This is a genomic window from Kaistella sp. PBT33-4 (assembly GCF_029194425.1).
Taxonomy (GTDB): domain Bacteria; phylum Bacteroidota; class Bacteroidia; order Flavobacteriales; family Weeksellaceae; genus Marnyiella.
Genome location: NZ_JARFYL010000002.1, coordinates 448,476 through 471,392 on the forward strand (window position 1 = coordinate 448,476; position 22,917 = coordinate 471,392).

The 22,917-nt window shown below is 44.5% G+C and carries 22 protein-coding genes; 7 read left to right on the top strand and 15 right to left on the bottom strand.

Annotated features, from left to right (window positions below; translation table 11 throughout):
* Positions 1–6: 6 nt before the first annotated feature.
* The 4 genes from dnaB to P0M11_RS05065 form a co-directional block, all read right to left on the bottom strand.
* Complete coding sequence (gene dnaB, locus P0M11_RS05050) at positions 7–1,602, bottom strand: replicative DNA helicase (protein WP_158063162.1); 1,596 nt, start codon at positions 1,600–1,602, stop codon at positions 7–9.
* 157 nt (positions 1,603–1,759) lie between these two features.
* A complete protein-coding gene (locus tag P0M11_RS05055; protein WP_275624718.1) occupies positions 1,760–3,829 on the bottom strand; it encodes a gliding motility-associated C-terminal domain-containing protein in 2,070 nt (689 codons plus the stop codon).
* 11 nt (positions 3,830–3,840) lie between these two features.
* Complete coding sequence (locus tag P0M11_RS05060) at positions 3,841–4,500, bottom strand: hypothetical protein (RefSeq protein WP_275624719.1); 660 nt, start codon at positions 4,498–4,500, stop codon at positions 3,841–3,843.
* Between the two features lie 84 nt (positions 4,501–4,584).
* Complete coding sequence (locus P0M11_RS05065) at positions 4,585–5,820, bottom strand: MFS transporter (protein ID WP_275624720.1); 1,236 nt, start codon at positions 5,818–5,820, stop codon at positions 4,585–4,587.
* A gap of 89 nt (positions 5,821–5,909) precedes the next feature.
* Between P0M11_RS05065 and P0M11_RS05070 the strand changes: the two genes are divergently transcribed.
* On the top strand, positions 5,910–6,245 hold the full coding sequence (locus tag P0M11_RS05070) for a multidrug efflux SMR transporter (protein ID WP_275624721.1): 336 nt from the start codon (positions 5,910–5,912) through the stop codon (positions 6,243–6,245).
* A gap of 9 nt (positions 6,246–6,254) precedes the next feature.
* Here the strand turns inward: P0M11_RS05070 and P0M11_RS05075 are convergent, their stop codons facing one another.
* The 6 genes from P0M11_RS05075 to P0M11_RS05100 form a co-directional block, all read right to left on the bottom strand.
* A complete protein-coding gene (locus P0M11_RS05075; protein ID WP_275624722.1) occupies positions 6,255–6,626 on the bottom strand; it encodes a hypothetical protein in 372 nt (123 codons plus the stop codon).
* A gap of 68 nt (positions 6,627–6,694) precedes the next feature.
* A complete protein-coding gene (locus P0M11_RS05080; protein ID WP_275624723.1) occupies positions 6,695–8,194 on the bottom strand; it encodes a GH3 auxin-responsive promoter family protein in 1,500 nt (499 codons plus the stop codon).
* A 90-nt stretch (positions 8,195–8,284) separates the two neighbouring features.
* Complete coding sequence (locus P0M11_RS05085) at positions 8,285–8,971, bottom strand: hypothetical protein (RefSeq protein ID WP_275624724.1); 687 nt, start codon at positions 8,969–8,971, stop codon at positions 8,285–8,287.
* 17 nt (positions 8,972–8,988) lie between these two features.
* Positions 8,989–9,582 carry a papain-like cysteine protease family protein gene (locus P0M11_RS05090; protein ID WP_275624725.1) on the bottom strand — a complete coding sequence of 198 codons (594 nt, stop codon included), beginning with the start codon at positions 9,580–9,582 and terminating at the stop codon, positions 8,989–8,991.
* 202 nt (positions 9,583–9,784) lie between these two features.
* Complete coding sequence (locus P0M11_RS05095) at positions 9,785–10,168, bottom strand: hypothetical protein (RefSeq protein ID WP_275624726.1); 384 nt, start codon at positions 10,166–10,168, stop codon at positions 9,785–9,787.
* A 26-nt stretch (positions 10,169–10,194) separates the two neighbouring features.
* The gene (locus tag P0M11_RS05100) at positions 10,195–10,464 is read right to left on the bottom strand and encodes a hypothetical protein (protein WP_275624727.1); all 270 of its coding nucleotides are present in this window, start codon (positions 10,462–10,464) and stop codon (positions 10,195–10,197) included.
* A 158-nt stretch (positions 10,465–10,622) separates the two neighbouring features.
* Between P0M11_RS05100 and mfd the strand changes: the two genes are divergently transcribed.
* From mfd to pth, 6 genes are all read left to right on the top strand, one after another.
* Positions 10,623–13,976: a transcription-repair coupling factor gene (gene mfd, locus P0M11_RS05105; RefSeq protein WP_275624728.1), complete on the top strand. Its 3,354-nt coding sequence runs from the start codon at positions 10,623–10,625 to the stop codon at positions 13,974–13,976.
* Positions 13,977–14,037: 61 nt separating this feature from the next.
* Entirely contained in the window at positions 14,038–14,895 is an 858-nt protein-coding gene (locus tag P0M11_RS05110) for a hypothetical protein (protein WP_275624729.1), read from the top strand.
* A 129-nt stretch (positions 14,896–15,024) separates the two neighbouring features.
* Positions 15,025–15,903, top strand: coding sequence for a hypothetical protein (locus tag P0M11_RS05115; RefSeq protein WP_275624730.1), 879 nt, complete (start codon positions 15,025–15,027; stop codon positions 15,901–15,903).
* A 74-nt stretch (positions 15,904–15,977) separates the two neighbouring features.
* The gene (locus tag P0M11_RS05120) at positions 15,978–16,859 is read left to right on the top strand and encodes a hypothetical protein (RefSeq protein ID WP_275624731.1); all 882 of its coding nucleotides are present in this window, start codon (positions 15,978–15,980) and stop codon (positions 16,857–16,859) included.
* A gap of 59 nt (positions 16,860–16,918) precedes the next feature.
* Complete coding sequence (locus P0M11_RS05125; RefSeq protein ID WP_275624732.1) at positions 16,919–17,767, top strand: hypothetical protein; 849 nt, start codon at positions 16,919–16,921, stop codon at positions 17,765–17,767.
* 91 nt (positions 17,768–17,858) lie between these two features.
* Entirely contained in the window at positions 17,859–18,422 is a 564-nt protein-coding gene (pth, locus tag P0M11_RS05130; RefSeq protein WP_275624733.1) for an aminoacyl-tRNA hydrolase, read from the top strand.
* 3 nt (positions 18,423–18,425) lie between these two features.
* Here the strand turns inward: pth and P0M11_RS05135 are convergent, their stop codons facing one another.
* The 5 genes from P0M11_RS05135 to rfbA all read right to left on the bottom strand — a co-directional run bounded on the left by P0M11_RS05135 (position 18,426) and on the right by rfbA (position 22,794).
* The gene (locus tag P0M11_RS05135) at positions 18,426–19,061 is read right to left on the bottom strand and encodes a carbonic anhydrase (RefSeq protein WP_158063179.1); all 636 of its coding nucleotides are present in this window, start codon (positions 19,059–19,061) and stop codon (positions 18,426–18,428) included.
* Positions 19,062–19,091: 30 nt separating this feature from the next.
* Positions 19,092–20,684, bottom strand: coding sequence for a SulP family inorganic anion transporter (locus P0M11_RS05140; RefSeq protein ID WP_275624734.1), 1,593 nt, complete (start codon positions 20,682–20,684; stop codon positions 19,092–19,094).
* 125 nt (positions 20,685–20,809) lie between these two features.
* Positions 20,810–21,055, bottom strand: a complete 246-nt coding sequence (locus P0M11_RS05145; RefSeq protein ID WP_275624735.1) for a hypothetical protein — start codon at positions 21,053–21,055, stop codon at positions 20,810–20,812.
* A gap of 58 nt (positions 21,056–21,113) precedes the next feature.
* Positions 21,114–21,797, bottom strand: a complete 684-nt coding sequence (locus P0M11_RS05150) for a carbonic anhydrase (RefSeq protein ID WP_158063181.1) — start codon at positions 21,795–21,797, stop codon at positions 21,114–21,116.
* Positions 21,798–21,933: 136 nt separating this feature from the next.
* Complete coding sequence (rfbA, locus tag P0M11_RS05155; protein ID WP_275624736.1) at positions 21,934–22,794, bottom strand: glucose-1-phosphate thymidylyltransferase RfbA; 861 nt, start codon at positions 22,792–22,794, stop codon at positions 21,934–21,936.
* Positions 22,795–22,917: the final 123 nt, after the last annotated feature.

Genomic DNA, 22,917 nt, shown 5'->3' on the forward strand with positions numbered 1-22,917 from the left:
CAGTTCCTAGAATGCGAAATCGTCATCATCGTCCAGATCGTTCATGGAGGAACCGGAAAGGCCTGAAACTCCGGAATTATCCGGCAGGTCAAAAGCGGCACCCGGCTGGATGGTGGTCTTGATCTTTTCAAAACCGCTGGGTTCGTCCTGCTGTCCGAAATTGGAAGGCTGATAGCCGTACCCGCCACCAAAGAGATCGAGGTCGGCAAATTTCGCGATATTTTTGTGGAAGGATAATCTTACATCCGCTGTGGCACCGTTCCTGTGTTTTGCGATGATGAGTTCTGCCTGGTTTTCGGTTGGTGTTTCTGCACCGTCTTCGTCATTATCCCAGGTGGCGATCTTATAATATTCCGGCCGGAAAATGAAGGACACAATATCCGCATCCTGCTCAATCGCACCGGATTCACGCAGATCCGACAGCTGTGGTCTTTTTCCCGGCCTGGTCTCAACACTTCGCGACAACTGCGACAGGGCAATCACCGGCACGTTCAGTTCCTTGGCGATAGCCTTCAGTGACCTGGAAATCGTGGCAATTTCCTGCTCCCTGTTTCCCGCACCCTTGCCAGAATTGGCGGTCATCAGCTGAAGGTAATCCACCATGATAATTTTTACGCCATGCTGCATTACCAGCCTACGGCATTTTGCACGGAAGTCGAACACCGATAGTGACGGTGTTTCATCAATATAAAGCGGCGCATTTTCCAGAGCTGACACGTTGGAGAACAGTCTTTGCCATTCTTCATCACTCATCTGTCCTTTCCGTAGTTTTTCGGAAGAGATGCCGGTTTCCGAGGCAATCATACGGGTGATAAGCTGCACGGAAGCCATCTCCAGTGAGAAGAGCGCCATGGGAATGTCATGCTGAACGGCAATATTCCTGGCCATGGAGAGCAGGAAGGCAGTCTTACCCATTGCCGGACGTGCGGCAATAATGATGAGGTCGGAATTCTGCCAACCACCGGTTTCTTTATCGATATCGCGGAAGCCGGAGGGGATTCCGGAAATCCCTTCCTTGTCCTTCAGGGATTTTATAGTTTCAATGGCCTGCTTCACCAGCGAGTTGGCCGTGTCAAATCCTTTTTTGATGGTGCCGTTGGTGATCTCAAAGAAGCTTTGCTCGGCTTTATCCAGAAGTTCAAATACATCCGTAGTTTCCTTGTAAGAACTGTCAATAACGTTTGCCGAAACATTGATTAGGCTTCTCAGGATGTATTTTTCAAGTATCACCCGCACGTGGTATTCAATGTGGGCACTGGACGAGACGCCCAGAGTAAGTTCAATGATATAATGGTCGCCGCCGGCCTGGCCCAGTTTCTCAGCTTTTTTCAGTTCATTGATGACGGTCACCATATCCACAGGATGGTTTTCCAGATACATTTTCTGGATGGCTTCAAAGATTGTCTGATGCCGCGGATCGTAAAAAACATCAGGCTGCAGGAGGTCTATGGAATAATCCAGTCCTTTCTTGTCGATAAGGAAGGTACCAATGACCAAGCGTTCAAAATCCAGCGCATTTGGGGGCATTTTACCGTCTGAAATAGAGAGTTCGCGGGCAAAATTTCCGTGTATAAGAGAGGATAAAGTTTCTTTTTGAGCCATAGTGCAAAGATAGTTTTTTTGCAATGTCTAAGAGAAGTGATTAACTAACATAAAGTGCAGATGCTTGATAAAAGTCTGCACCTGAACAGAATAGGCTGTTGATAAAAAAAATCACCCTGCGGAAGGCGGGGTGATTTACAGAATTGCTTAGTTTAGATTAATCTCTGTTTTTTACCAGGATCCATCCGGAGTACTGCGTTGGTACATCGGTTACAGGGTCGTTCCAGGTTATGGTATACCAGTAAGTTCCGGTTTCCACTTTTTTCTTACCTGTGCGGCCATCCCACTGGTACAGGTTTTTCTGATTCCCTTCATGGATTTTTGTTCCATAACGGTCATAAACGTTTAGGATGAGATTTTTCTTGTGGCTGAGAGCCGAATAATCCAGGTAATCATTAACACCATCATCATTTGGAGTGATGGCATTGATGAGGTTTGGAACTGTTACCTCAATAAGTGCAGGGTCGCAGTCGTAGGCATCTTTAACATAAATCATGGCCTGACCTCTTGGTACGTTGGTGAATACGTTGGAGTCCTGCCAGTTAATACCATCCAGTGAGTACTGATAAGGAAGCGTACCTCCTGTAGCAGTGATGGTAATGGTATTGTTTGTAATATCAAGTTTTGTAATTACAGGCGTTGGCGACGCGTACACTTTTACCGTTTGTCTGGTCACACAGCCGTCTGTAGTAAGGTCTACCCAATACTCACCGACAGTTACGTTAGGCAGCACTTGTGTAGTAGCACCTGTGCTCCACTGGTAGGCCTGGAAGCCTGGTCCGGCATCAAGGGATGTTCTGTCTTCAATACAGATAATTTTATCCTTCAGTACGGAAGAGTATGCAGGCGGTGTAACCACAAGATTTATCTTTGCGATATTCCAGCAGCCGTTTACGCTGATAATTCTGGCGTATACCGTTGTTGAGCTGGACAGGTACACATTCGGGTTGGCAATGCTGTTGGTATCGCTGATCGCATCCTGAAGTGAAGGATAGAATTTTTTGGTATTCGGAACCGTAGTCGTAATATTTGCAGTTGTAAGATCAAACTCAGACATTTGCGGGTTGCCGGGCAGGAAACATTCTGTAAGAGTCGCTTCTTTTACATCAATCGGTGGGTAGAATGCCAGGGTGATGGTAGTGCTCTCTTCACAGCCGAATTCATTGATGTATTTCACGTAAACAATTCCCTGTGCTGACATATAGGCCTGCGCTGCGTTATTGGAAATCTCATTTGTGCCGTTCTGCATATCCGATAAAGTAGGAAAGTACTGAATCGAGGTCATATTCTGAGTTCCGTTATAAACCGTAGCTGTAGTAAGGTCGTACAGCGCTACACCACTTGTGTAATTGCTGCAGGCAGTAAGTGTTGCCGGTGTCAGTTGGAATGATACATTCTCAAAATTGACCGTTCCATATTCTTTACATTTACTGATTGGACTGTCCGGGTTGTTAGGATCCACATAAGAAATGGCATAATGGTAAGTCGTAGTCGTATTTACTGAAATTGGATTGACAATCGGGTTGTCCCCGGAAAGCAGGTCATTCGTATTTAGGTGATAAGAGACCACGAAGTTTGGATTTCCATTTACGATTTGTGGCGTAAGGGTTGAGAAATCAAACATCTGTGGGAACTCGCAAAGTTTTACGATTCCGTCAAAATTTTGTCCCGGTTGCTGGAAAGGATATGGCTGAATGGCCGGATCGTCAAATGGAGACAACAGTTCTGCTGTACCGCTCCATTGCAGGGTGAATCCATTTGTGGACATACTGAAGTTATCTACTACCAAATAGTAAGTTTGTCCCGGCAGAACGTCAAGGTAGCCACTCCACTGTTGTGAAACAGTTGGGTGAGTAACAGTCAAACTCAAGCCGGTAGGTCCATCCAATCCGGAGTAGTTACAGCGGATAGGCTGACCTGTAGGTGTTCCTACCTGGGAGCACGGGATATTAGGCCCGTATACGGCAAAATCATAATCATCGGTGAAGTCATTCGGATTAATCGTAAAGGCCAGTGTTCCCGCTGTACCTGCAGTGAACTGATACCAAACGGTCATTCTTTCATCACTTCCCATACATCCGCCAAGTTCTTCATCAATAAGACCGATGCCTGAAGGGGTATAAGAAATTCCGGAGTTACCGCATACCGGAATTGCAGATATACAGTCGGACTGACCATAACTGAATGCCGATAAAAGTATTAAAAACGAAAGTAAAAATTTTTTCATGAGCTTCCCGGTTATTTGGTTAATGTTGTTAATACGGATTCATTGAAAGAAGCATAATGCTGTGCGATTTCCATCCCCCAGTCCGGATCCGTTTTGACCTTTGGTTTAAAAGTCTTAAACTTTTTCAGTGCTTCTTTATAAAGTTCCAAGCCTTCAGGCTTATTGCCTCCTTTTTCTTCAGGTGTATGATATTTGAGTTCTGCCTTAAGCAGTGCAGCTCGCGGATTGTTAGCATCAAGTTTTAATGCCGTTGCCAAGTAGTCAGCCGCGATTTGTCTGTCCTTGTCCGAGTTTTTTAAAGCAGCTCTTTGTGCATGTAGCATTCCGAGCAATGCTACAAACTCAACATTATTCTGCTGTTGCTTTGTTACAGGCAAAAGATACTTAAGACCAGTTACTGGGCCATCCAGGGCAGCATCAGTTTTACCTTCCTTCACATAGGCCTGGCTTTCCTTCAGGCAGTTAAGTGCCGTATAGTAGTAAGGTTGCCAGTTAGAGTTTCCGTTGCCAGCCAGGCTGGCAAAACTGTATCGGAGATTAGTAAAGTCCTGTACCGTGGTGGCAGTCTTCATTTTTCCGAGATTTTCAAGCATCTGCTTTTCGTAATTGCCTTGTGCACTGATGATTGCAGCAAAAGCAAATAAATAGAAAGTAAGTAATATTTTTTTCATGTCTAAAAAGTAATGTCATCAAAATTAAATATTTATTACGTAATCAACAAACTTTTCCTTTTTTAATGTGAAATCGTAATGAGACTAATACTCCATCTGCCTTAATTTCTTATTTCGGCTTACTGCCAGTGCTATAAGAAGGGTCATCGTTCCTCCAAAGACTACCGACCGCACCACACCCAGCAATTTGGCTGCCAGGCCACTTTCAAACTGTCCCAGTTCATTGCTGCTCATGATGAAGATCGAATTAACACTTAGTACACGTCCGCGAATTTTTTCAGGAGTTTTAAGCTGTACGATCGTTCCGCGGATCACTACTGAGATTCCGTCCAGGATTCCGCTGAGCACAAGGAAAAAGAAAGACAGCCAGTATAGTCTGGACAGACCAAATCCTATGATACAGAGGCCGAATCCCGCTACGGCAAAAAGAAGGATTTTTCCCTGATTTCTGCGCAGAGGTACGAAAGCCAGCGTGACGATAATAATCATAGCTCCGATATCGGGAGCAGCGTTCAGTAGCCCGAATCCTTCGGAACCTACTTTCAGGATATCACTAGCGAAAACGGGGATCATGGCCACCGCACCGCCAAAGAGTACCGCAAACATATCCAACAGCAAAGCACCGAGAATCTCCTTTGTGCGGTAGATGTACTGCAGCCCCTCTTTCATGCTTTCCATCACTTTCATCTTTTCGCCCTGATTTTCACTGTGGTGTTTGTTGATGAACCAGAAAAAGAGCGAAGCCAGAAACATAAGGGCTACAATAATAAAGAGCGTTCCGGAAATATCAAACCAATGAATGAAGAAGCCGCCCAGTGCATGTCCGGAAACCGAAGCGGTTAGGAAAGTGGCCTGGTTCAGGGTTACTGCCGCCGCAAGTTTCTTTATTCCGACTACTTTTGGGATCATGGACGGCACCAGCGGGCCTATGAAGGCGCGGCAGATGCCGGTGAAGAAAACAGTTCCGTAAATGAAATAAGTAATTTCCCGGTTGGTAAGCGTGTGGGTGCCTTCCGCGAAAAAAGCCAGAGCCGCCAGAAAACCGATCAGGATGACATAGGCATAATTGCAGATGAGCAGCAGCCTTTTCTTTTCGGTATTGTCTATAACGTGACCCGCGTACAGCGCCGAACTGACTGCCGGTATAACCTCTGACAGCCCGATGAGCCCAATCGCAAACGGGTCTTTGGTGAGCTGATATACCCACCATCCTAAAAGTGTAGCCAGCATCCGGAAGGAAAGGACAAGGAAGAAACGCCCTGCCATCAGGTTCCTGAATTCCGGTATTTTCAGGGTTTGAACCGGTCGGAAAGAAATCATCCGGCAAATATATAAATGGGGGAGTTAAAATAATCTATCAAACGAGGCATTAACATCTGCACATCTCTTATTTTGTTATTTTTGCCAATATGAACTGGATTACACTTATCATAGCAGGCCTCTTTGAAACAGGCTTTGCCACCTGTCTGGGAAAAGCTCAGGAAACCGAGGGCCGTGAAAGTCTGTACTGGTGGCTGGGCTTCGGCAGCTGCCTTTTTATTTCCATGTTCCTGATGTATAAATCCATAAGTGGAGAAAACGCAATTCCCATCGGCACTGCCTATGCAGTTTGGACGGGAATTGGTGCGGTAGGCGGTGTACTGGCCGGAATATTCATATTCAGCGAGCCGGCCACCTTCTGGCGGATTTTCTTTGTAATTACGCTTATTGCCTCCGTGGTAGGACTAAAAGCTGTATCCTCTTAAATAATAAGTTTACTCGTTACTTGTCGCTTTGCTAGAACTGATGACAATTGCTGCCACACCCACTGCTCCAATTACATAAGCGGCAGTCTGGATCTTGGCATTCCTGAGATCTTTTGATTCTTTTACGTTCTTTTTGGCGATGGAGATCCGTGTGGAATCTCTTTTAGTGGAATAACCTACGATGCTGTCAGCAGTTAGGTTGGAGAACAGCATTTTTTTGGTTTCGGTACTGTTTTTAAGTTTGAAACTGTAAGGTTTTCCGGCTCTGAGGTTGGAGAAGTTATTCTGATTTACATCGTCGGAATATTTTGTGGTCGCGCAGGACGAAAGGGCAAAAACACCGGCAAGTAAAATTGATTTAGAGGATAAAGATAGTCTCATTGGATTTTTTTGTTTGCTCAAATTTATAAATTTTTTTCACAAGAGCAGGAACCTCTGCCAAATTGCGCTTAAATTTTATATCCGGTTAAGAGATCGGCAATCTGTCTGTCATTGGCCAGTCGGGGGATCTTATTCTGTCCGCCCAGTTTTCCTGCGGCTTTCGCATATTCGTGGAAAGCATTGCGGGAAAGGCGTGTAATTTTCAGCGGCTGCAGCACATTGCCTGTGATAAGGTCATTATAATAAGTGTTCCGCCGGCGCATTTCTTCATCCAGTTTCTGGCTGAATGCACTCAGGTCCTCAGGCTCTTTTTCAAATTCAACAAACCATTCATGGTAAGGCAGTCCAACCTCGGGAGTAACCTGTGGAGCCAGATGAAACTCGGTAATCTGTGCAGGCAGATTCTGGACCGTGGATTTCAGTGCTTCTTCCACTTCGAAGGCAATCACATGTTCCCCAAAAGCCGATGTATAATGTTTGGTGCGTCCGGAAACCATTATCCGGTGCGGGTTTTTACTGATGAAACGGACTACGTCGCCAATAGAATATCCCCAAAGTCCGGAGTTGGTGGTAAGTATAAGTGCGTAATCTTTGTTGAGTTCTACATCTTTAAGCGTAAGCCTTGTGGCCTCCGGCTTGCCATATTCTTCCAGTGGGATGAATTCGTAAAATATTCCATGATCGGTTAGCAGCAGTAAACCTTCCTGCTGATAATCATCCTGAAAGGCAAAAAATCCTTCGCTGGCAGGGAAGGTCTGGATAATGTCCACCTCACCGCCCAGAAGCTCTCTCATCTTTTCACGGTAGGGTTCGTAGTTTACTCCACCTGTTACAATAAGCTGCAGATTGGGGAAAAGCTGGGTGATTTTCCTGCCGTTCCTTTCAATGAGTTTTTCAAAATACATGATCAGCCAGGGTGGTATCCCGGAGATAAGCGTCATGTTTTCCTTTTCGGTTTCTATCGCAATTTGGTTCACTTTGGCTTCCCAGTCGTCGATCATATTGGTATCCCAGCTTGGCAGTCTGTTTTTCTGTAAGTAGGCGGGGATATGGTGAGCTACAATTCCGGACAGCCTGCCTGTTTTGATTCCGTACACCTCTTCGAGTTCGGGGCTGCCCTGCAGGAAGATCATCTTGCCGTTTACGAAATCGGCATTTCCTTTTTTTGCGATGTAGTGGAAGAGTGCACTCTGCGCGCCTGCCAGCTGAAAAGGCATGCCTTCTTTAGAGATTGGGATGAATTTTGAACCGGACGTGGTTCCGGATGTCTTTGCGAAATATAAGGGAGTGTCCGTCCAGAGGATGTTCCGCTGTCCTTTCTTCATCTTTTCAATAAAGGGGCGCAATCCTTCGTAATCAGTAACCGGAACTCTTGCCTGAAAATCCTCAATTGAATGTATCTCTTCAAAATGATGCTGTCGGCCAAAAAGTGTCTTTTCGGCAGTACGCACCATCGCAAGTAACTGTTCCTCCTGCCTGGCTTCAGCATTCAGTTTAAAATCCCGGGTTTTCTTTACATGATTACCTGCCCAAATCTGTGCGGCTTTTTTCTTTAGGAAATTTAGCATAAGGCAAAAGTAAAGAAAGTATCCTGATCTTGAGTAACAACAGAAAGCATCCGACAGATTTGCCGGATGCTTCAAGATGGTGTTGATGTTCTATCTCACAAGATTGTTCTTTTTCAGCTGGTCCCCAAATTCGCGCTGGAAACGGACGGCATCTGCCTGGAGCTGTTTCAGGAGTTCTGCCTGGTTTACGGGTTCGCGCAGGGAGCGTCCGCCATAGTTGGTGAAATACTGCCTGCCGTTGGCATTAGTTACCTCGTATATGGTAGCCTGCAAATTAGGGACTTCAATGCGTGATACCTGCATCATGTTCATTCCCGCAGTGCCACCCAGTGCTGTGAGGTCGTTCGCCAGTTCTTTGTTGCCCAGTTCACCTAATCGCCAGCCGCCTTCTGCCTGACTGGTGCCGATAACTGTTACCACGGCATTGTCCGCTACAAGTGGAGTGGAAAGGCGGCGCGAATCTTCCAGCATTGTGGCTATGGAGTCACGCTGGTTTTGTATTAGCCGTTCAAAGTTTAAGGTCATTTCCGGTACTGCCTTACCCGGCGCTGATCTTTCCAGTGCGGCTGCATCAATACCCAAGTTAAATTCCTTATTGTTCCTTACCAGTGATAACAGGTCATTTTTTCCTTTCATAACGGCCTCCTCAGAGGTTTTGAAGAGATTTTCCTTTACAGGCTGGTTACGGTCATTATTGTTCATGCCCGAATTTTTATTGCAGGACGTCAGCAAAAAAGTAAGCAGTCCGGCTAAAAGTATAAATATAGTATTTTTCATGTCAGATATTTTTTTGATTATTTCTTAGCGATATCGTACCAGGTAGACCAGTGTGTTGAAGTCCCGGGAGGGTTCTCGTATTCTTCATAGGTGATGAACCTTTCCTGGCCCGAGCAGGGTGCCCATGGATCGTTCAGGGCCAGATAGCGCGTACCGTTCAGGGTAATATATCCTTTTATCACAAGTACATGCCCTACAACACCGGGAGTGCCATACGCGTAGCCCATAGGTTTTTTAGCACAGAAGATCTGTTTTTTCAGGGCATCCCAGCTAAGTGCCGTATTGGTTTCCGTGAATTTCAAACCTGCAAAATCCAGCTCCAGCCAGCCCGGCTTGTTGCACGCCGAGTTTTTTGGACAATTGCTCCCCTGATTCTGAGGTGTACAGCAGTTATTCATGCTGAATCGGTGATTGGCAAGGCTGCATTGTGTTACACTGATTGCAAAATGCTGGGCAAGCATTTGCGTGGTAGCTGCCCAGCACCAGTTGTTGGTTTCCTGCGGACGCAGAGTATTAGCCACATTACCGATGGCTTCCGGTTTACAGCAGCTGCTTAGGATGAGCAGCAAGGCAAAAAATCCCATCAACGCGTTTTTGAAATCATTTTTCATCGTATTGTTTTTTTTGTGTTTCCTACTCTGTAGGCTTTTCGGACTCCGCCATTATCTTATGTAAAATTAAATGGAAGAGCGGAAAAAAATACAGGAAAAACACTTATTTTATAAATAATATTCATAATCGTGTGTTCAGATATCAAAAAAAAAGCTGCTTCATAAGGAAGCAGCCTGATATTGATTTTTCAGATTGAATGTTTTATCTGGTGCAGTTTGCAGTCCAGGTTTTACCGTCTTTTGTGTATAATATATCCAGGTCGTTATTATCAATCTTGATATAGCTGGTACCGGTTGATCCTACACTTACGAGTGTATTGTCGCCGGTTTGCTGAAATTCTATTCCGTTAAGGTCCGGAATTCCGTTCGAGAACTTGAAGTTGTACTTGGTTCCGCTGGCGATCTTTGTAACAAAGACTTTTCCGTCGGCAGTGTTAATGTTATTGCTGCCGTCCACATAGGAGATGCTGCCGTTATAAGTTCCGGCAAAGAAATCATTGTCTGCAGGATCATCATCGCGGCTGCACGATACAATTACGAATAGAGAAAGAATGAGGATGCCAAATGTTTTCAGGAGGTTTTTCATACTAAAAATTTTATGTTAAGTTAATGTTATCTTGCAAAAGGATGGCGCGGCGGCCTTGGTGGTCTTGGTGGTGCGTCCGGTCTGCGGGGTCTATCTCCCGGATACAGTTTTTGTCCGTCCGGTGTGATAATATATGGTCTTTCGCCCGGTTTTGGTGGTGCAGGTCTCGCCTTCTTCGCCTTTTTATTCTTAAGAAATTTAGGCAGCGGTGGCTTCGGAGGTTTTGGCGGCAGTTTCTGAGCCGATGTATATCCTAAACCCAGTACGATAAGCATTGATGTCAGAATATTTTTCATAATACAGATATTTTAAGCGCTACAGATTCAAAAAGGATGCAAATCTGTGCAGCGGTGTAAATTCTGAATACACTGCATGAAATTTTGTAAATTTGACCACTTCAAAAAGCGGTTTCAGAATGTCCTGAAACCGTATTTTTGCTTGGTATATTTTACGCATGGAATTAAAAAACATCAGCGATAGTTTACTTCCGGAACTTCTGCGGCTGAATTTCGGTGAAACACTTTTTTCAGAACTTGATAAAAACAGGGCGGTCACTGTAAAAGGATTTGCCGGCTCTGCACCATCTTTACTCGCTGCCGAATATTTTTTCGTACATAAGAAAAACCTCCTTTTCCTCGTGAATGACAAAGAAGACGGACTTTATATAACTGCCGAGATGGAAGAGCTGGTGGGTCAGGAGAACGTTCTCTATTTTCCGCCGTCCTATCTTGAGCCTTATCAGGTGGAGAAAGTTCAGAATGCAAACCTTGTTTTAAGGACTGAAGTTCTGAATTCTCTGAGTTCATCGACTAAACCACGTGTAATTGTGGCTCCGTTTGCTGCACTGAGCGAGAAAGTACTTCAGCAGGAAGATTTCAAGGCGATAACGCATACGATAAAGGTGGGAGACCTTCTGGATTTTGATTTTATACTGGAGCTTCTGACTCAGTACGAATTTCATCAGACTGATTTTGTGTCGGAGCCCGGTGAATTTTCTGTACGCGGCGGGATTCTGGATGTCTTTTCATATTCGGGCGAACAGCCATACCGTATCACCTTTTTCGGAAGTGAAGTTGAAAGTATTAAGGTATTTGATCTTGAAACCCAGCTTTCCAAATCGTCGGTTCCGGAGTTTCAGTTGGTGTCCAACATGAATTTCACGGCGTCCGGTACCAAGGTTTCCTTTTTCAGCCTGTTGCCTGCCGATTCTGTTGTTTTTTCAAAGGATGCGTACCTTGGCATTAAAAGGATCCGTGACTTTTTTGCCAGGGCAGAGCAAAATTTCAGTGAACTCAGTACGGCTCTGAAACATCAGCCGCCGGCAGAACTTTTTATTTCTGAGACTGAACTTACCGAAAGGATAACCTCTTTCCCTATTATCGATTTTACTGCACAACAAATCTTTACTTCCGGAGTATTCCAACTGAGCCAACAGCCGCAGCCGGTTTTCCACAAAAACTTTGAGATGCTTGCGCGGGATCTGAAGGAAAAGAAGGAGATGGGATATCAAACCTGGATTTCTTTTTCTTCGGAGAAGCAGATGGAGAGGCTCGAAAGCATTTTGGAAGAACTGAACCACGATGTGTCCTTCCGCCCATTTAAAAGTGAGCTTCACGCCGGCTTCGTGGATGCTGACCTAAAGGTTTCGGTATATACAGATCACCAGATATTTGACCGCTTTCAGCGCTTTAAAGCGAAAAATAACTTCGCGAAATCTGAACAGCTCACCCTCAAAGATCTTCTTTCCCTGAAGGTAGGTGATTATATTGCCCATATTGACCATGGAATTGGAAAATTCATGGGTCTGGTAAAGATAAACAACAACGGCAAAGTGCAGGAATGCTTTAAACTCGTATACAAGAATCAGGATTTGCTCTATGTAAGTATTCATTCGCTGGATAAGATCTCCAAGTACAACGGCCCCGACGGCAAAGAGATCGTGTTGTCCAAACTGGGCTCGCCGGCCTGGAAATCCCTGAAGCAGAAAACCAAAGCCAAGGTAAAGCAGATCGCCTTTGACCTTATAAAACTTTATGCACAGCGGAAAACGGCCAAAGGATTCAGTTACGCACCTGATTCCTATCTTCAGAATGAGCTTGAAGCCAGCTTTATCTATGAGGATACGCCGGACCAGGAGAAAGCTACCCAGGATGTGAAAAAAGATATGGAGGCGCAAACCGTGATGGACCGGCTGGTTTGCGGCGACGTAGGTTTCGGAAAGACTGAGGTAGCCATCCGTGCCGCCTTCAAAGCTGCTACCGACGGAAAGCAGGTGGCAATGCTCGTGCCTACAACCATTCTGGCTTTTCAGCACTACAGGAGTTTTCAGGAGAGGCTTAAAGATTTCCCGGTCGCAATTTCCTACATGAACCGGTTCCGGACGGCCAAACAGAAAGCTGAGACACTGGCGGGTCTGAAGGAAGGCAAAATCGATATTGTAATCGGGACACATCAGTTGGTTTCGGATAAGGTTAAATTTAAAGACCTCGGTCTGCTGATTATTGACGAGGAACATAAATTCGGGGTATCTGTAAAGGATAAGCTGAAGACGATGAAGGCAAATGTGGATACCTTGACGCTTACAGCTACTCCGATTCCGCGGACCCTTCAGTTTTCCCTGATGGCTGCGAGGGATCTTTCTGTAATCAAGACTCCACCACCAAACCGTCAACCTGTGGAAACTCATATTGTAGGTTTTGATGAAGAGCTGATCCGGGATGCGGTTTCCTATGAAATACAGCGGGACGGTCAGGTATTTTTCATCAATAACAGGATAGAGAATTTGAAGGATATTGCCGGACTCATCCAGAGGCTGGTGCCCGATGCTAAGGTGATCACCGGACACGGCCAGATGGAAGGCAAACAGCTGGAACAAAATGTCCTGGATTTCATGAACGGTAAATATGATGTGCTGGTCTCCACCACAATCGTGGAAAGTGGGGTAGATGTTCCCAATGCCAATACCATCTTCATCAATGATGCGCAGCGTTTTGGGATGGCAGACCTGCATCAGATGCGCGGACGTGTAGGCCGGAGTAACCGGAAGGCATTCTGTTATCTTATAACGCCACCGTTTGATATGGTAACCTCCGATGCACGCAAGCGGCTGGAGGCAATTGAGCAGTTTTCGGACCTGGGCAGCGGCTTCCAGATTGCCATGAAGGATCTTGAGATCCGTGGTGCCGGTGATCTTTTGGGTGCCGAGCAAAGTGGATTCATTAACGAGATGGGTTTTGAGACTTACCAGAAAATCATGCAGGAAGCTCTGGAGGAACTCCAGCATAATGAAGAATTTGAAGATCTTTTTGAGAATGAAGAAGACCGCCGGAAACTGATCAGTACCACTAAAGAGGTAAATATTGACACAGACCTTGAGCTGATGCTGCCGGACAGCTACGTGCAGAGTACGGAAGAGAGACTGAGCCTGTACCAGAGACTCGCGGAAGTGAAGTCGGCCGCAGAACTGGCTGTATTTGAAAATGAACTGAAAGACAGGTTTGGTAATTTACCGCAGGAAGCCCGTAACCTCCTGAAGTCGGTTGAGCTGAAATGGCTTGCCGCTGAGGTTGGGTTTGACAAGTTAATAGTGAAGAACGGCGTATTCCTGGGTTACTTTCCGGCGAATCCGCAGGACAGGTTTTATCAGAGCGATAAATTCCGCCACATCATCACTTATCTGACTCAAAATCCGGCGGAGGCAACATTAAAGGAAAAGAGTACGAACGAGGGTACGCAGTTAATGATGCGAAAGGAGAAGGTTAAAAACGTAGATGAGGTAACTGCGGTATTGGAAAGAATTTTAAATTAAATTAGAAAGCAAGTGCGTCCGTAACATAAAATCAGTTAGATTTGTTTAAAATAAATCTAATATGAAAAAATATTTACTCTGGTTTTTCAGTTTCCCGCTGCTTGGTTTAATTCTCTCCTGTGTGCCGCCTGATCCTGCCATGGTCTACGGATGGAACACCAATACGCCTGCAGGAATTACCGGTCCGCGCATCCTCCATAAGATAGACAGTGCCAATGTGACACGTAAAGAATATGTATCATCGCCCTCGGGCGTACTGGAAACTGTAAAATATTATGATACCGATGACGTAATTAAACTTTTTTACAACAGCAATAATAAAGTCAGCAAAATGACGCTTACTGACCCGGACATGTCAATGGACCTCAATTTTTCATATAACAGCGCAAATAAGATCACCAATGCGGTTATGACTACCAAAATGAATAACAGCAATCAGACGGTGATGGAGGAGACTCATTACTGGCTGGTATACAATAATGTTGGTCAGCTAATTAAGGCAGACCGGAAAAGCAAGCTCTTTCCTTCAATAACAGGACCTTTCACTCATTACGGTGTCATCAACCTCACCTGGGCTGGTGATAATATTGTAAAGGTAATGCAGAACAATTCAGGCATCATTCACCCGGACGGGAGCATGGAGCCGCTGGATCCTATGGCCGCAATGGTTTATAAATTTGAGGATTACGATAATAAGATAAATCCATACACTACATTTCCCGCAGAATTCAATATTGGAATGGGTATTCTGGCACCGCTCACCTTTTTCCAGTGCAGTTACAACAATCATCAGAAACTGCAGATGGAATTTCTTAACATGCCGGTAACCACCTATGGAAATTATATCTATGACACCCAGAATTATCCCGTGTCAGATGTCAGCGGAATTACGAAATATATCTACAAGCCGGTACAGTAACGGAAAAGTAATTAAAATATAGCTGAAGGCGCATTTAGGTGCAGGGTCGGAAACTTTAACATCAAATTATTGCCTTATCTTCAGAAAAAAAAGTAGTTTTGTATGTTATAAAAATTATAAAATTTTAATATGAAGAGAATATTACAATTTTTCAGTCTGATAATAGGTCTGGCCGTATTTAACTCCTGTGCGGAATCTGATCCTGCCGCAGTCTATGGTTTTGAGGATCCCAATGACATTTCGGGACCCCGTATGATCAGAAAGGTAAGTGATAATAACCGGACAGTGGAAGAATATGAACCCAATAACGGCAAGCTTTTCAAGGTAGTGCGCAATGCTTACACGGGTACTGCTCTGCAGGAAAACCAGAGTATTATCCTTTATTATCTTGGTAACAGGATTTCCAAGATGGAAATCATAACCACTGTTCCAAGTGGTCCGGGCACCGGCCGCCACGTACTGATCCCCAATTATGACAATACAACCGGAAGAATGGTAAGTCTGATGAATGATTTCTATGTGGGAAATACGCATACGAACCATTCAATAAGTATATTCAATTATGACGGCACAGGCAGGGTAATAAACGCTTACAAGAAGACAGCTGCGGTAAACCCGGCTACTCCTAATGTGTATGTATATCCGAACACGGTTACAGATGCCATTACCTACGACGGTCCAAATGTTGCCAAGGTGGAATCAAGCAAAAATGTCCTGGACATCAGTACGGGAGTTATTACCAGCACTGTGAGGAACACCTACGAATATGTGAATTATGACTGGCGGAACAATCCTTACCTGGGCATTTCAGACAATTATATTATCAATATCGCCAGTGTGTTTCCGGAAATGTACGCTTATATGTCCGACAATAACCCTGCGAAACTGAAGTTCACATCCGGTTCTGCACCAATGGTTGAAACGGTTTATTCCTATAAATTTGATACGCATAACTATCCTGTGACTAACGGCTTCAGGTCCTTCACCTACCAGCCGGCACCGCAGTGATAGCATGGGTCTGCCTGAAATTCATGCATACCGCACTGCCGCATTATAAATCATAAAAATACAAACAACCGAAAATGAAAAATATATTATATCTATTTGTATCGCTATTCCTTGTCCTGTCTGTTCACTCGTGTAAACGTATGGGCGATGACGACGGAAACCTTCTGAACGATATGGATTACAATCAGGGAGGTATAGGTGAAGACCGTTTCTTTTATCAGGAGGTAACCTCAGCCGATACGATTGCCGGATATCACTACAACGGCAGAAAGCTTGTGAAAGTAGTAGGTAACAATACGGTAACCAACATCAGTTATTCCGGAGACCAGATTAATAAGATTGACTTTACCGGAGTGGTAGCAGGCGACAGTATTATCTACGCTCAGCTGTTTAATTATGATCCAAATAATAATACAAAACTTTCGACAATAACTGAAACCAAAACTGTTTATCCTAACATAGCAGCACAAACGGCACCTCTGGTATTCCAAAAATCCAGGGCCCTATATTCTGTTAAATTTAATGCAAACTCAAAACTGGATTCAGTAATTATCCGGAGAGGTAACGAAGTACCTGCCCAGAATTTTGTGTTTACATCTTACCAGAAGTCGGCTTATCAGTATGATACGCTATGGAACGTTACTAAAGTGACCAACACCTACGGTAATGTGGTGGGGAATGTCCTTGGTGCCGCAATGGTTACTGAGTCTTATGACTTCTCTAACTTTGATGATAAAAGAAGCCCATACTCGCTTCTTCCATTCGGGTACCTGCTTCACAAAACATTTGAAAACTCATTCAACTCTTACCGGTTTTCTGTAAATAATCCAAAGCGTGTAATGTACACAAGTGACGCAATCCCATTGCCTGTTCTGTATAACACCTTGTATACGTATGATAAGCTTGGGTATGCCGTATCTGGTTGGGGATCCAATTATGAATACCGGCCTTTCTAAAACTGAAACTTTAACTACGGGAAATGTAACTGCATTTCCCTTTTATTTTTATTAAAATTATGATGACGGGAAAATTTAAGCAATTAGGTATTTCATTGGCAGCAGTCCTAGCGGTAACCTCATGTGCCGATTCATCGGGAGATTTAGTAGGTCTGGAAAACACCCTGCCCAATTACACCGAAGTGAAAGTTTTAAGCAAAGTAAATATTGCGGAAGCTGGTGCCACTCCGTACGATATAAATTATCTGTACAGCAGCGGAAAGCTTACTGCAGTAACTGCCAGTAATAACTCAACCTCTTACACTTTGGAATACAGTGGCACCCAGATTTCCAAAATCATTAAAACTGATATGCAGGGCACGCAGCCTCAGGTTATTACTTCAATACTCAGCTACAGCGGCAATGTGCTTACACAGATCACCGGTACCATTACAGACGCGGGTACGGTTTCCGGTACGTTCAAATCGGACCTGGTTTATACCGGTGCTAAACCCAGTCAGATTAAGACCACACTTTTTCTGCCAGGCTCAACCGTTGAGGCGGGAAAGCTGACATCAGACCTGGAATATTCAGGTAACAATCTTTCCAAATGGTTATACAGCGCTGAAGTAAGCGCCGGTCCGGTTGTAGTTTCTCCTGTCCAGTTTATTGCCACATTCAGTAATTATGATGGTAATACCAATCCCTACCGTACACTGCCGTTTGCCTTTACAGTTGCAACAGCAAATTTTGATATAGACGGTGCCGGTCCTACTGGTCTTTCATCCAACAATTATCAATCGGTTACCATACAGACGGGAGCAACCTCACAGTCTGAGACTCGGACACATACGGTGGGTACAGCCGGATTCGTCACTAAAACCCAGTCACCTTCCGCAGCTTGGACTTTTGATTATCAGAATCTTTAATACGCTACAGAAGTAAATAAATCTCAACTTCGCCGAAGTTGGGATTTTTTATACATAAAAATTACTTTTGCAAACTATAAAAAAGAAGGTCGTGAAATATTTGATTGTAGGACTGGGAAACAAAGGAGAGGAATACGCAGAAACGCGCCATAATATAGGTTTTAAAGTTGCAGAGAAGATTGCTGCAACCATTGAGGCTCCTTTTAAATCTGCTAACTTTGGCTGGCTGGCAGAAGGAAAATACAAAGGACGCAAAGTCTTTATCCTGAAACCGGATACCTATATGAATCTGTCCGGTAATGCAGTGAAATACTGGCTGCAGAAAGAAAATATTCCGCTGGAGAATCTTCTGGTCATTACTGATGATCTGGCACTGCCCTTTGGCACACTGCGCATGAAAATGAAAGGATCCGACGCTGGCCACAACGGTCTTAAGAGCATACAGGAAAAACTTCAGACGCAGAATTATCCTCGTTTACGCTTTGGAATCTCTGCGGATTTTTCAGAAGGGAAGCAGGTGGACTACGTTCTTGGGAGATGGGAGGAAAGTGAAAAAGAAAAACTTTCCGATCTAATCGGAAAGTTTTCTAATGCCTGTCTCTCATTTGTATTTGCCGGCATACAGAATACAATGACCGCCTTTAACGGTAAATAGAAGTTAAAGCCAGGTTACAACTCCGCTTTCTACACAGTAGTTGGCACCAACGATCTTAATGCTGCCTTCCTTTTCCAGATTTCTCAGCGTCTCACTTTGCGCCCGAATCTGGGAAATCGTACGTTTAATATTGCATACATTAAGCCTTTCAAGCAGATCTTCATTCGAGGAAGACCTTTCTTCTCCCTCGTTGATTACTTCATTAATGCATTCTTCGAAGTTGCCGATGAGGTGATTCAGGTTTTCCATGCCTAAACCTTCAACTTTTCGGGCGTCCAGACCACCTTTCAGGGCACCGCATTTACTGTGTCCCAGTACGACTACGAGTTTGGAACCGGCTACATTGCAGGCAAACTCCATCGAACCCAAGATATCGCGGTTCACGAAGTTTCCGGCAATACGAATGCTGAAAATATCGCCCAGGCCCTGGTCGAAAATAAGTTCGGCAGATGTACGGCTGTCAATGCAGCTCAGAATGGCCGCAAAAGGCCACTGTCCGGCACGGGTGTCATTAACCTGCTCCAGTAGGTTACGGTTAACTTTAAGGTTCTGTACAAAGCGCTGATTGCCTTCCTGCAGGAAAGTAAGTGCTTTTTCCGGGGTAGTTGTCGTTTGGGTTTCTAAAGTATGTGCTTTCATTAATTTTTATTGTAGGTTGTTATTCTTGAATTAGATTGCTCTGCGGTGTGCGATAATGACGTGTGAATCCTGATCTTCCGCATATTCTTTGTAAGAGGTTTTAAATCCAAGCAGATTGACCTCAATGTCTTCTTCCTTTGCTCGGATGTTGGCAAATTCCTGTATCATTTCCAGTATATCGGTTGCGATATAGGAAGTAGACCGTGCATCGATGCAAACCTTAGAATTAGGTTTCACATTTTTAAGTGTTTTTTTAATTGCCGCTTTGTTCAGGAAGGAAACTTCTTCGGCCAGTTTAATATTGATCTCATCGGCATCATCAAGCTGTTCGCGGCTCAGGTAGTATGCTCTTTTCATATTGCCCTGAAGGATGTAGAATACCGAGATCAGCAGACCAATACCGACACCCTTAAGCAGATCCAGTGATACAACTGCAATAATCGTGGCAATAAAAGGAATAAACTGATATTTTCCTTTCTTCCAGAAACGCATAATGGTGGCAGGCTTGGCCAGTTTATAACCAATGAGGATCAGAACTGCCGCCAGTGTAGAGAGCGGAATAAGGTTCAGTATAAACGGGATGGTAAGGACAGAAACCAAAAGCAGTCCGCCGTGAATCATTGTTGACAGTTTGGAAGTTGCACCTGCATTCGCATTGGCAGAACTTCTTACTACAACGGAGGTCATTGGCAATCCTCCGATAAGCGAGGAAAGCAGGTTACCGATGCCCTGTGCCCGCAGTTCACGGTTAGTATCGGTAATTCTTCTGTGCGAGTCCAGTCTGTCTGAAGCTTCAATACAGAGAAGGGTCTCGATGGATGCCACTATCGCGATTGTCGCTCCAACTACCCATACCTGTACATTCAGGAACCCACTGAATGCTGGAAATACAAGCATCCCGCGGAAATCGTCCAGACTTTTTGGCACGGGCAGAGATACCAAATGTTCAGATCCGATAGCCAGGCTACTGCCGGTAACGGTGAATAAATAATTAAGAAGTATTCCGGACGCCACAGCAACGAGGGCCCCGGGAATCATCTTTATTTTCTTCAGCGCCGGAACATTATCCCAGGCCAAAAGGATTGCTACCGAAACAAGTGTCACTATTACAGCACCCGGATGAATTCCCGCCGACATTGCTGCCAGTGAGTTCAGGCTGAATCCGTCAGCTCCCAAAACAGAATCTGTAAATCCGCTTTCAAAGCCAAATGCGTTTGGAATTTGTGTTATGATGATGATGATACCAATACCCGCCAGCATTCCCTCAATCACATTAGTTGGGAAATAGTTGGAAATACTTCCTGCGCGCAGGAAGCCGAGTAGAAGTTGCAGAAGCCCGGCTATTAACCCGGCACACAGAAACAGCTCAAAGCTGCCCAGGCCGGTAATAGCGGTAAGTACAATGGCAGTCAGTCCTGCCGCGGGTCCCGATACGGATATATTTGAATTACTTAGAAATCCTACCACCAGGCCACCTATGATACCGGCTATGATTCCTGATAACGGCGGTGCGCCGGAAGCCAGTGCAATGCCGAGGCATAGCGGTAAGGCTACAAGAAAGACTACGAGTCCTGAAGGGAAATTCTCTTTAATCCCTCCATATAATGATTTTGCTTTTTTCATTTTTTGGTAAAGTGTTGAGCATCCGTTTAACAGATAAACAGTGCAGGTTGAAAATTTAAAAAAGTGCACAGCATTGCTGTCCTGAATATCAATATCCTGGTCAGTTTACATGTGAAAATACTTCGTTAAAGTTCCGGAGGGGGAGAAAAAATGGAGAGAAAGGGGGACAGATGTACCGAATCATCTGCTAAGTGGAAAGATTTGCTAAGCAAATCTGTTCCGAACTTCAGGAAATCATTTATATTTAAAGTATTCGGAATTGTTTTCTCGTGCAGTACCAATGGTCCGTGCTGGGTTTCTTCTTCAGAGACCATAACAGTGGAAACGGGAATATCCCAACCCAATGTGACAGCCATACTGGGTAAGGCCATAAAGTTGAGAAAAATCGCTAATGTGATTAGACTCCAGATCCGCATCGGTAAAGACTTTTTAATCAATGAAGTTCCTGTTTTTTTTCCTACTCATCACCCAGTCTGAGTTCGTCAGGTTATATATTTTCTGAATATCCTTAAGGATACTCTCAAAATCAATTTCCTGGTCAATTATCCTGCCTGTCTTCAGGTCAAAGACCCAACCATGTACGATAGGATATTCATCTACGAGATACTGTTCCTGCACGACGGCCATTTTTATTACGTTGATGCACTGTTCCTGCACATTGAGCTCTACCAGCCGGTTATAACGTGCTTGTTCGTCAGAAATCTGATCCAGTTCCGACTGGTGCAGCCGGTAAACATCCCGGATATTGCGCAGCCACGGATTTAGCAGTCCCAGATCTTCCGAAGTCATTGCAGCCTTTACACCGCCACAGCCATAATGTCCGCAAACAATAATATGCTTAACTTTCAAATGCTCTACCGCGTACTGAATCACCGCTGTAGAATTCATATCCAGGGTGTTAACCAGATTAGCCACATTTCGGGTTACGAAAACCTCACCTGGTTTCATACCCATCATTTCCTCGGCTGAAACCCTGCTGTCCGAACATCCAATATATAAATATTCCGGGCTTTGTGTTTCAGCAAGTGTCCTGAAGAAATCAGGATTTTCGGCAACCTTGCGCTCAACCCATTTACGGTTATTCTCGAAGATAGCGTCGTATGATTTGCCCATAAGCAATGATTCAATATTACAAAGTTATTCAATTACTGATAACTTTTTCGGAAATCCAATAGATTTTATTAATAATGCAAAAATAGAATATTTACCGTGAAACCCGATATTTTTAACAGCATTTAACGCGTGATATCTATTTAACAAGTGCCTTCAAATAGTCACCGTAGCCACTTTTGCCATATTTGGCGGCAGCTTCCAGCAATTGCGTTTCATCAATAAATCCTTTTGAAAAAGCGATTTCCTCAATACACGAAATCTTAAAGCCCTGACGTTTTTCCAGTACTTTCACAAATTCAGATGCTTCATGCAGCGAATCAAAAGTTCCTGTATCCAGCCAGGCAGTACCACGCGACATCACTCCCACCTCCAGTTGCCCCTTTTCCAGGTAAATGCGGTTCACATCAGTGATTTCGAGTTCACCTCTCGGTGATGGTTTCAGGTTTTTTGCAATTTCAACTACAGAATTGTCATAAAAATAAAGCCCCGGCACAGCGAAATTTGACTTCGGATGGTCGGGTTTTTCCTCAATGGAAACAGCTTTAAATTGTTCATCAAATTCAACAACTCCATACCTTTCAGGATCTGAAACCTGGTAGGCGAAAACGCAGCCTCCTTTTACCATGGTTTTACTTTCCAAAAGTTTGGGCAAACCTGCACCGTAGAAAATGTTGTCGCCCAGAACCAATGCTACTGAATCGTCGCCAATAAATTCTTCGCCTAAAATGAAGGCCTGTGCCAGGCCGTCCGGCGAGGGCTGAACTTTATATTCGATCTTGCAGCCAATGGATGATCCGTCACCCAGAAGCTTGATGAACCCCTCCTGATCGTGGGGCGTGGTGATGATCAGAATGTCCTTGATTCCGGCCAACAGGAGCGTAGACAGCGGATAATAGATCATTGGTTTGTCATAAACCGGCATAAGCTGCTTACTCACAGCGATCGTTAACGGATAAAGTCTGGTACCGGAGCCGCCGGCTAAAATTATTCCCTTCATTTTTTTATGCTTTAAGCTTTAGGCAATATGCTGTATGCTTTTTTATATTTGATTAATTGTAGTTGACTTATATGCTCAGCTGTTCAAAATGTTTCTGAACAGGAAGCTTACCGCGTACAGCCT

What these genes read in the sequence shown, in the direction of transcription:
- P0M11_RS05075 (WP_275624722.1), bottom strand. Translation starts at nt 6,626, where the DNA reads ATGAGACTATCTTTATCCTCTAAATCAATTTTACTTGCCGGTGTTTTT.
- P0M11_RS05085 (WP_275624724.1), bottom strand. Translation starts at nt 8,971, where the DNA reads ATGAAAAATACTATATTTATACTTTTAGCCGGACTGCTTACTTTTTTG.
- P0M11_RS05135 (WP_158063179.1), bottom strand. Translation starts at nt 19,061, where the DNA reads ATGAAAGCACATACTTTAGAAACCCAAACGACAACTACCCCGGAAAAA.
- mfd (WP_275624728.1), top strand. Translation starts at nt 10,623, where the DNA reads ATGGAATTAAAAAACATCAGCGATAGTTTACTTCCGGAACTTCTGCGG.
- P0M11_RS05090 (WP_275624725.1), bottom strand. Translation starts at nt 9,582, where the DNA reads ATGAAAAATGATTTCAAAAACGCGTTGATGGGATTTTTTGCCTTGCTG.
- P0M11_RS05110 (WP_275624729.1), top strand. Translation starts at nt 14,038, where the DNA reads ATGAAAAAATATTTACTCTGGTTTTTCAGTTTCCCGCTGCTTGGTTTA.
- dnaB (WP_158063162.1), bottom strand. Translation starts at nt 1,602, where the DNA reads ATGGCTCAAAAAGAAACTTTATCCTCTCTTATACACGGAAATTTTGCC.
- P0M11_RS05115 (WP_275624730.1), top strand. Translation starts at nt 15,025, where the DNA reads ATGAAGAGAATATTACAATTTTTCAGTCTGATAATAGGTCTGGCCGTA.
- P0M11_RS05080 (WP_275624723.1), bottom strand. Translation starts at nt 8,194, where the DNA reads ATGCTAAATTTCCTAAAGAAAAAAGCCGCACAGATTTGGGCAGGTAAT.
- P0M11_RS05100 (WP_275624727.1), bottom strand. Translation starts at nt 10,464, where the DNA reads ATGAAAAATATTCTGACATCAATGCTTATCGTACTGGGTTTAGGATAT.
- P0M11_RS05060 (WP_275624719.1), bottom strand. Translation starts at nt 4,500, where the DNA reads ATGAAAAAAATATTACTTACTTTCTATTTATTTGCTTTTGCTGCAATC.
- P0M11_RS05120 (WP_275624731.1), top strand. Translation starts at nt 15,978, where the DNA reads ATGAAAAATATATTATATCTATTTGTATCGCTATTCCTTGTCCTGTCT.
- P0M11_RS05125 (WP_275624732.1), top strand. Translation starts at nt 16,919, where the DNA reads ATGATGACGGGAAAATTTAAGCAATTAGGTATTTCATTGGCAGCAGTC.
- P0M11_RS05055 (WP_275624718.1), bottom strand. Translation starts at nt 3,829, where the DNA reads ATGAAAAAATTTTTACTTTCGTTTTTAATACTTTTATCGGCATTCAGT.
- P0M11_RS05070 (WP_275624721.1), top strand. Translation starts at nt 5,910, where the DNA reads ATGAACTGGATTACACTTATCATAGCAGGCCTCTTTGAAACAGGCTTT.
- P0M11_RS05140 (WP_275624734.1), bottom strand. Translation starts at nt 20,684, where the DNA reads ATGAAAAAAGCAAAATCATTATATGGAGGGATTAAAGAGAATTTCCCT.
- P0M11_RS05150 (WP_158063181.1), bottom strand. Translation starts at nt 21,797, where the DNA reads ATGGGCAAATCATACGACGCTATCTTCGAGAATAACCGTAAATGGGTT.
- rfbA (WP_275624736.1), bottom strand. Translation starts at nt 22,794, where the DNA reads ATGAAGGGAATAATTTTAGCCGGCGGCTCCGGTACCAGACTTTATCCG.
- P0M11_RS05095 (WP_275624726.1), bottom strand. Translation starts at nt 10,168, where the DNA reads ATGAAAAACCTCCTGAAAACATTTGGCATCCTCATTCTTTCTCTATTC.
- P0M11_RS05145 (WP_275624735.1), bottom strand. Translation starts at nt 21,055, where the DNA reads ATGGCCTTACCCAGTATGGCTGTCACATTGGGTTGGGATATTCCCGTT.
- P0M11_RS05065 (WP_275624720.1), bottom strand. Translation starts at nt 5,820, where the DNA reads ATGATTTCTTTCCGACCGGTTCAAACCCTGAAAATACCGGAATTCAGG.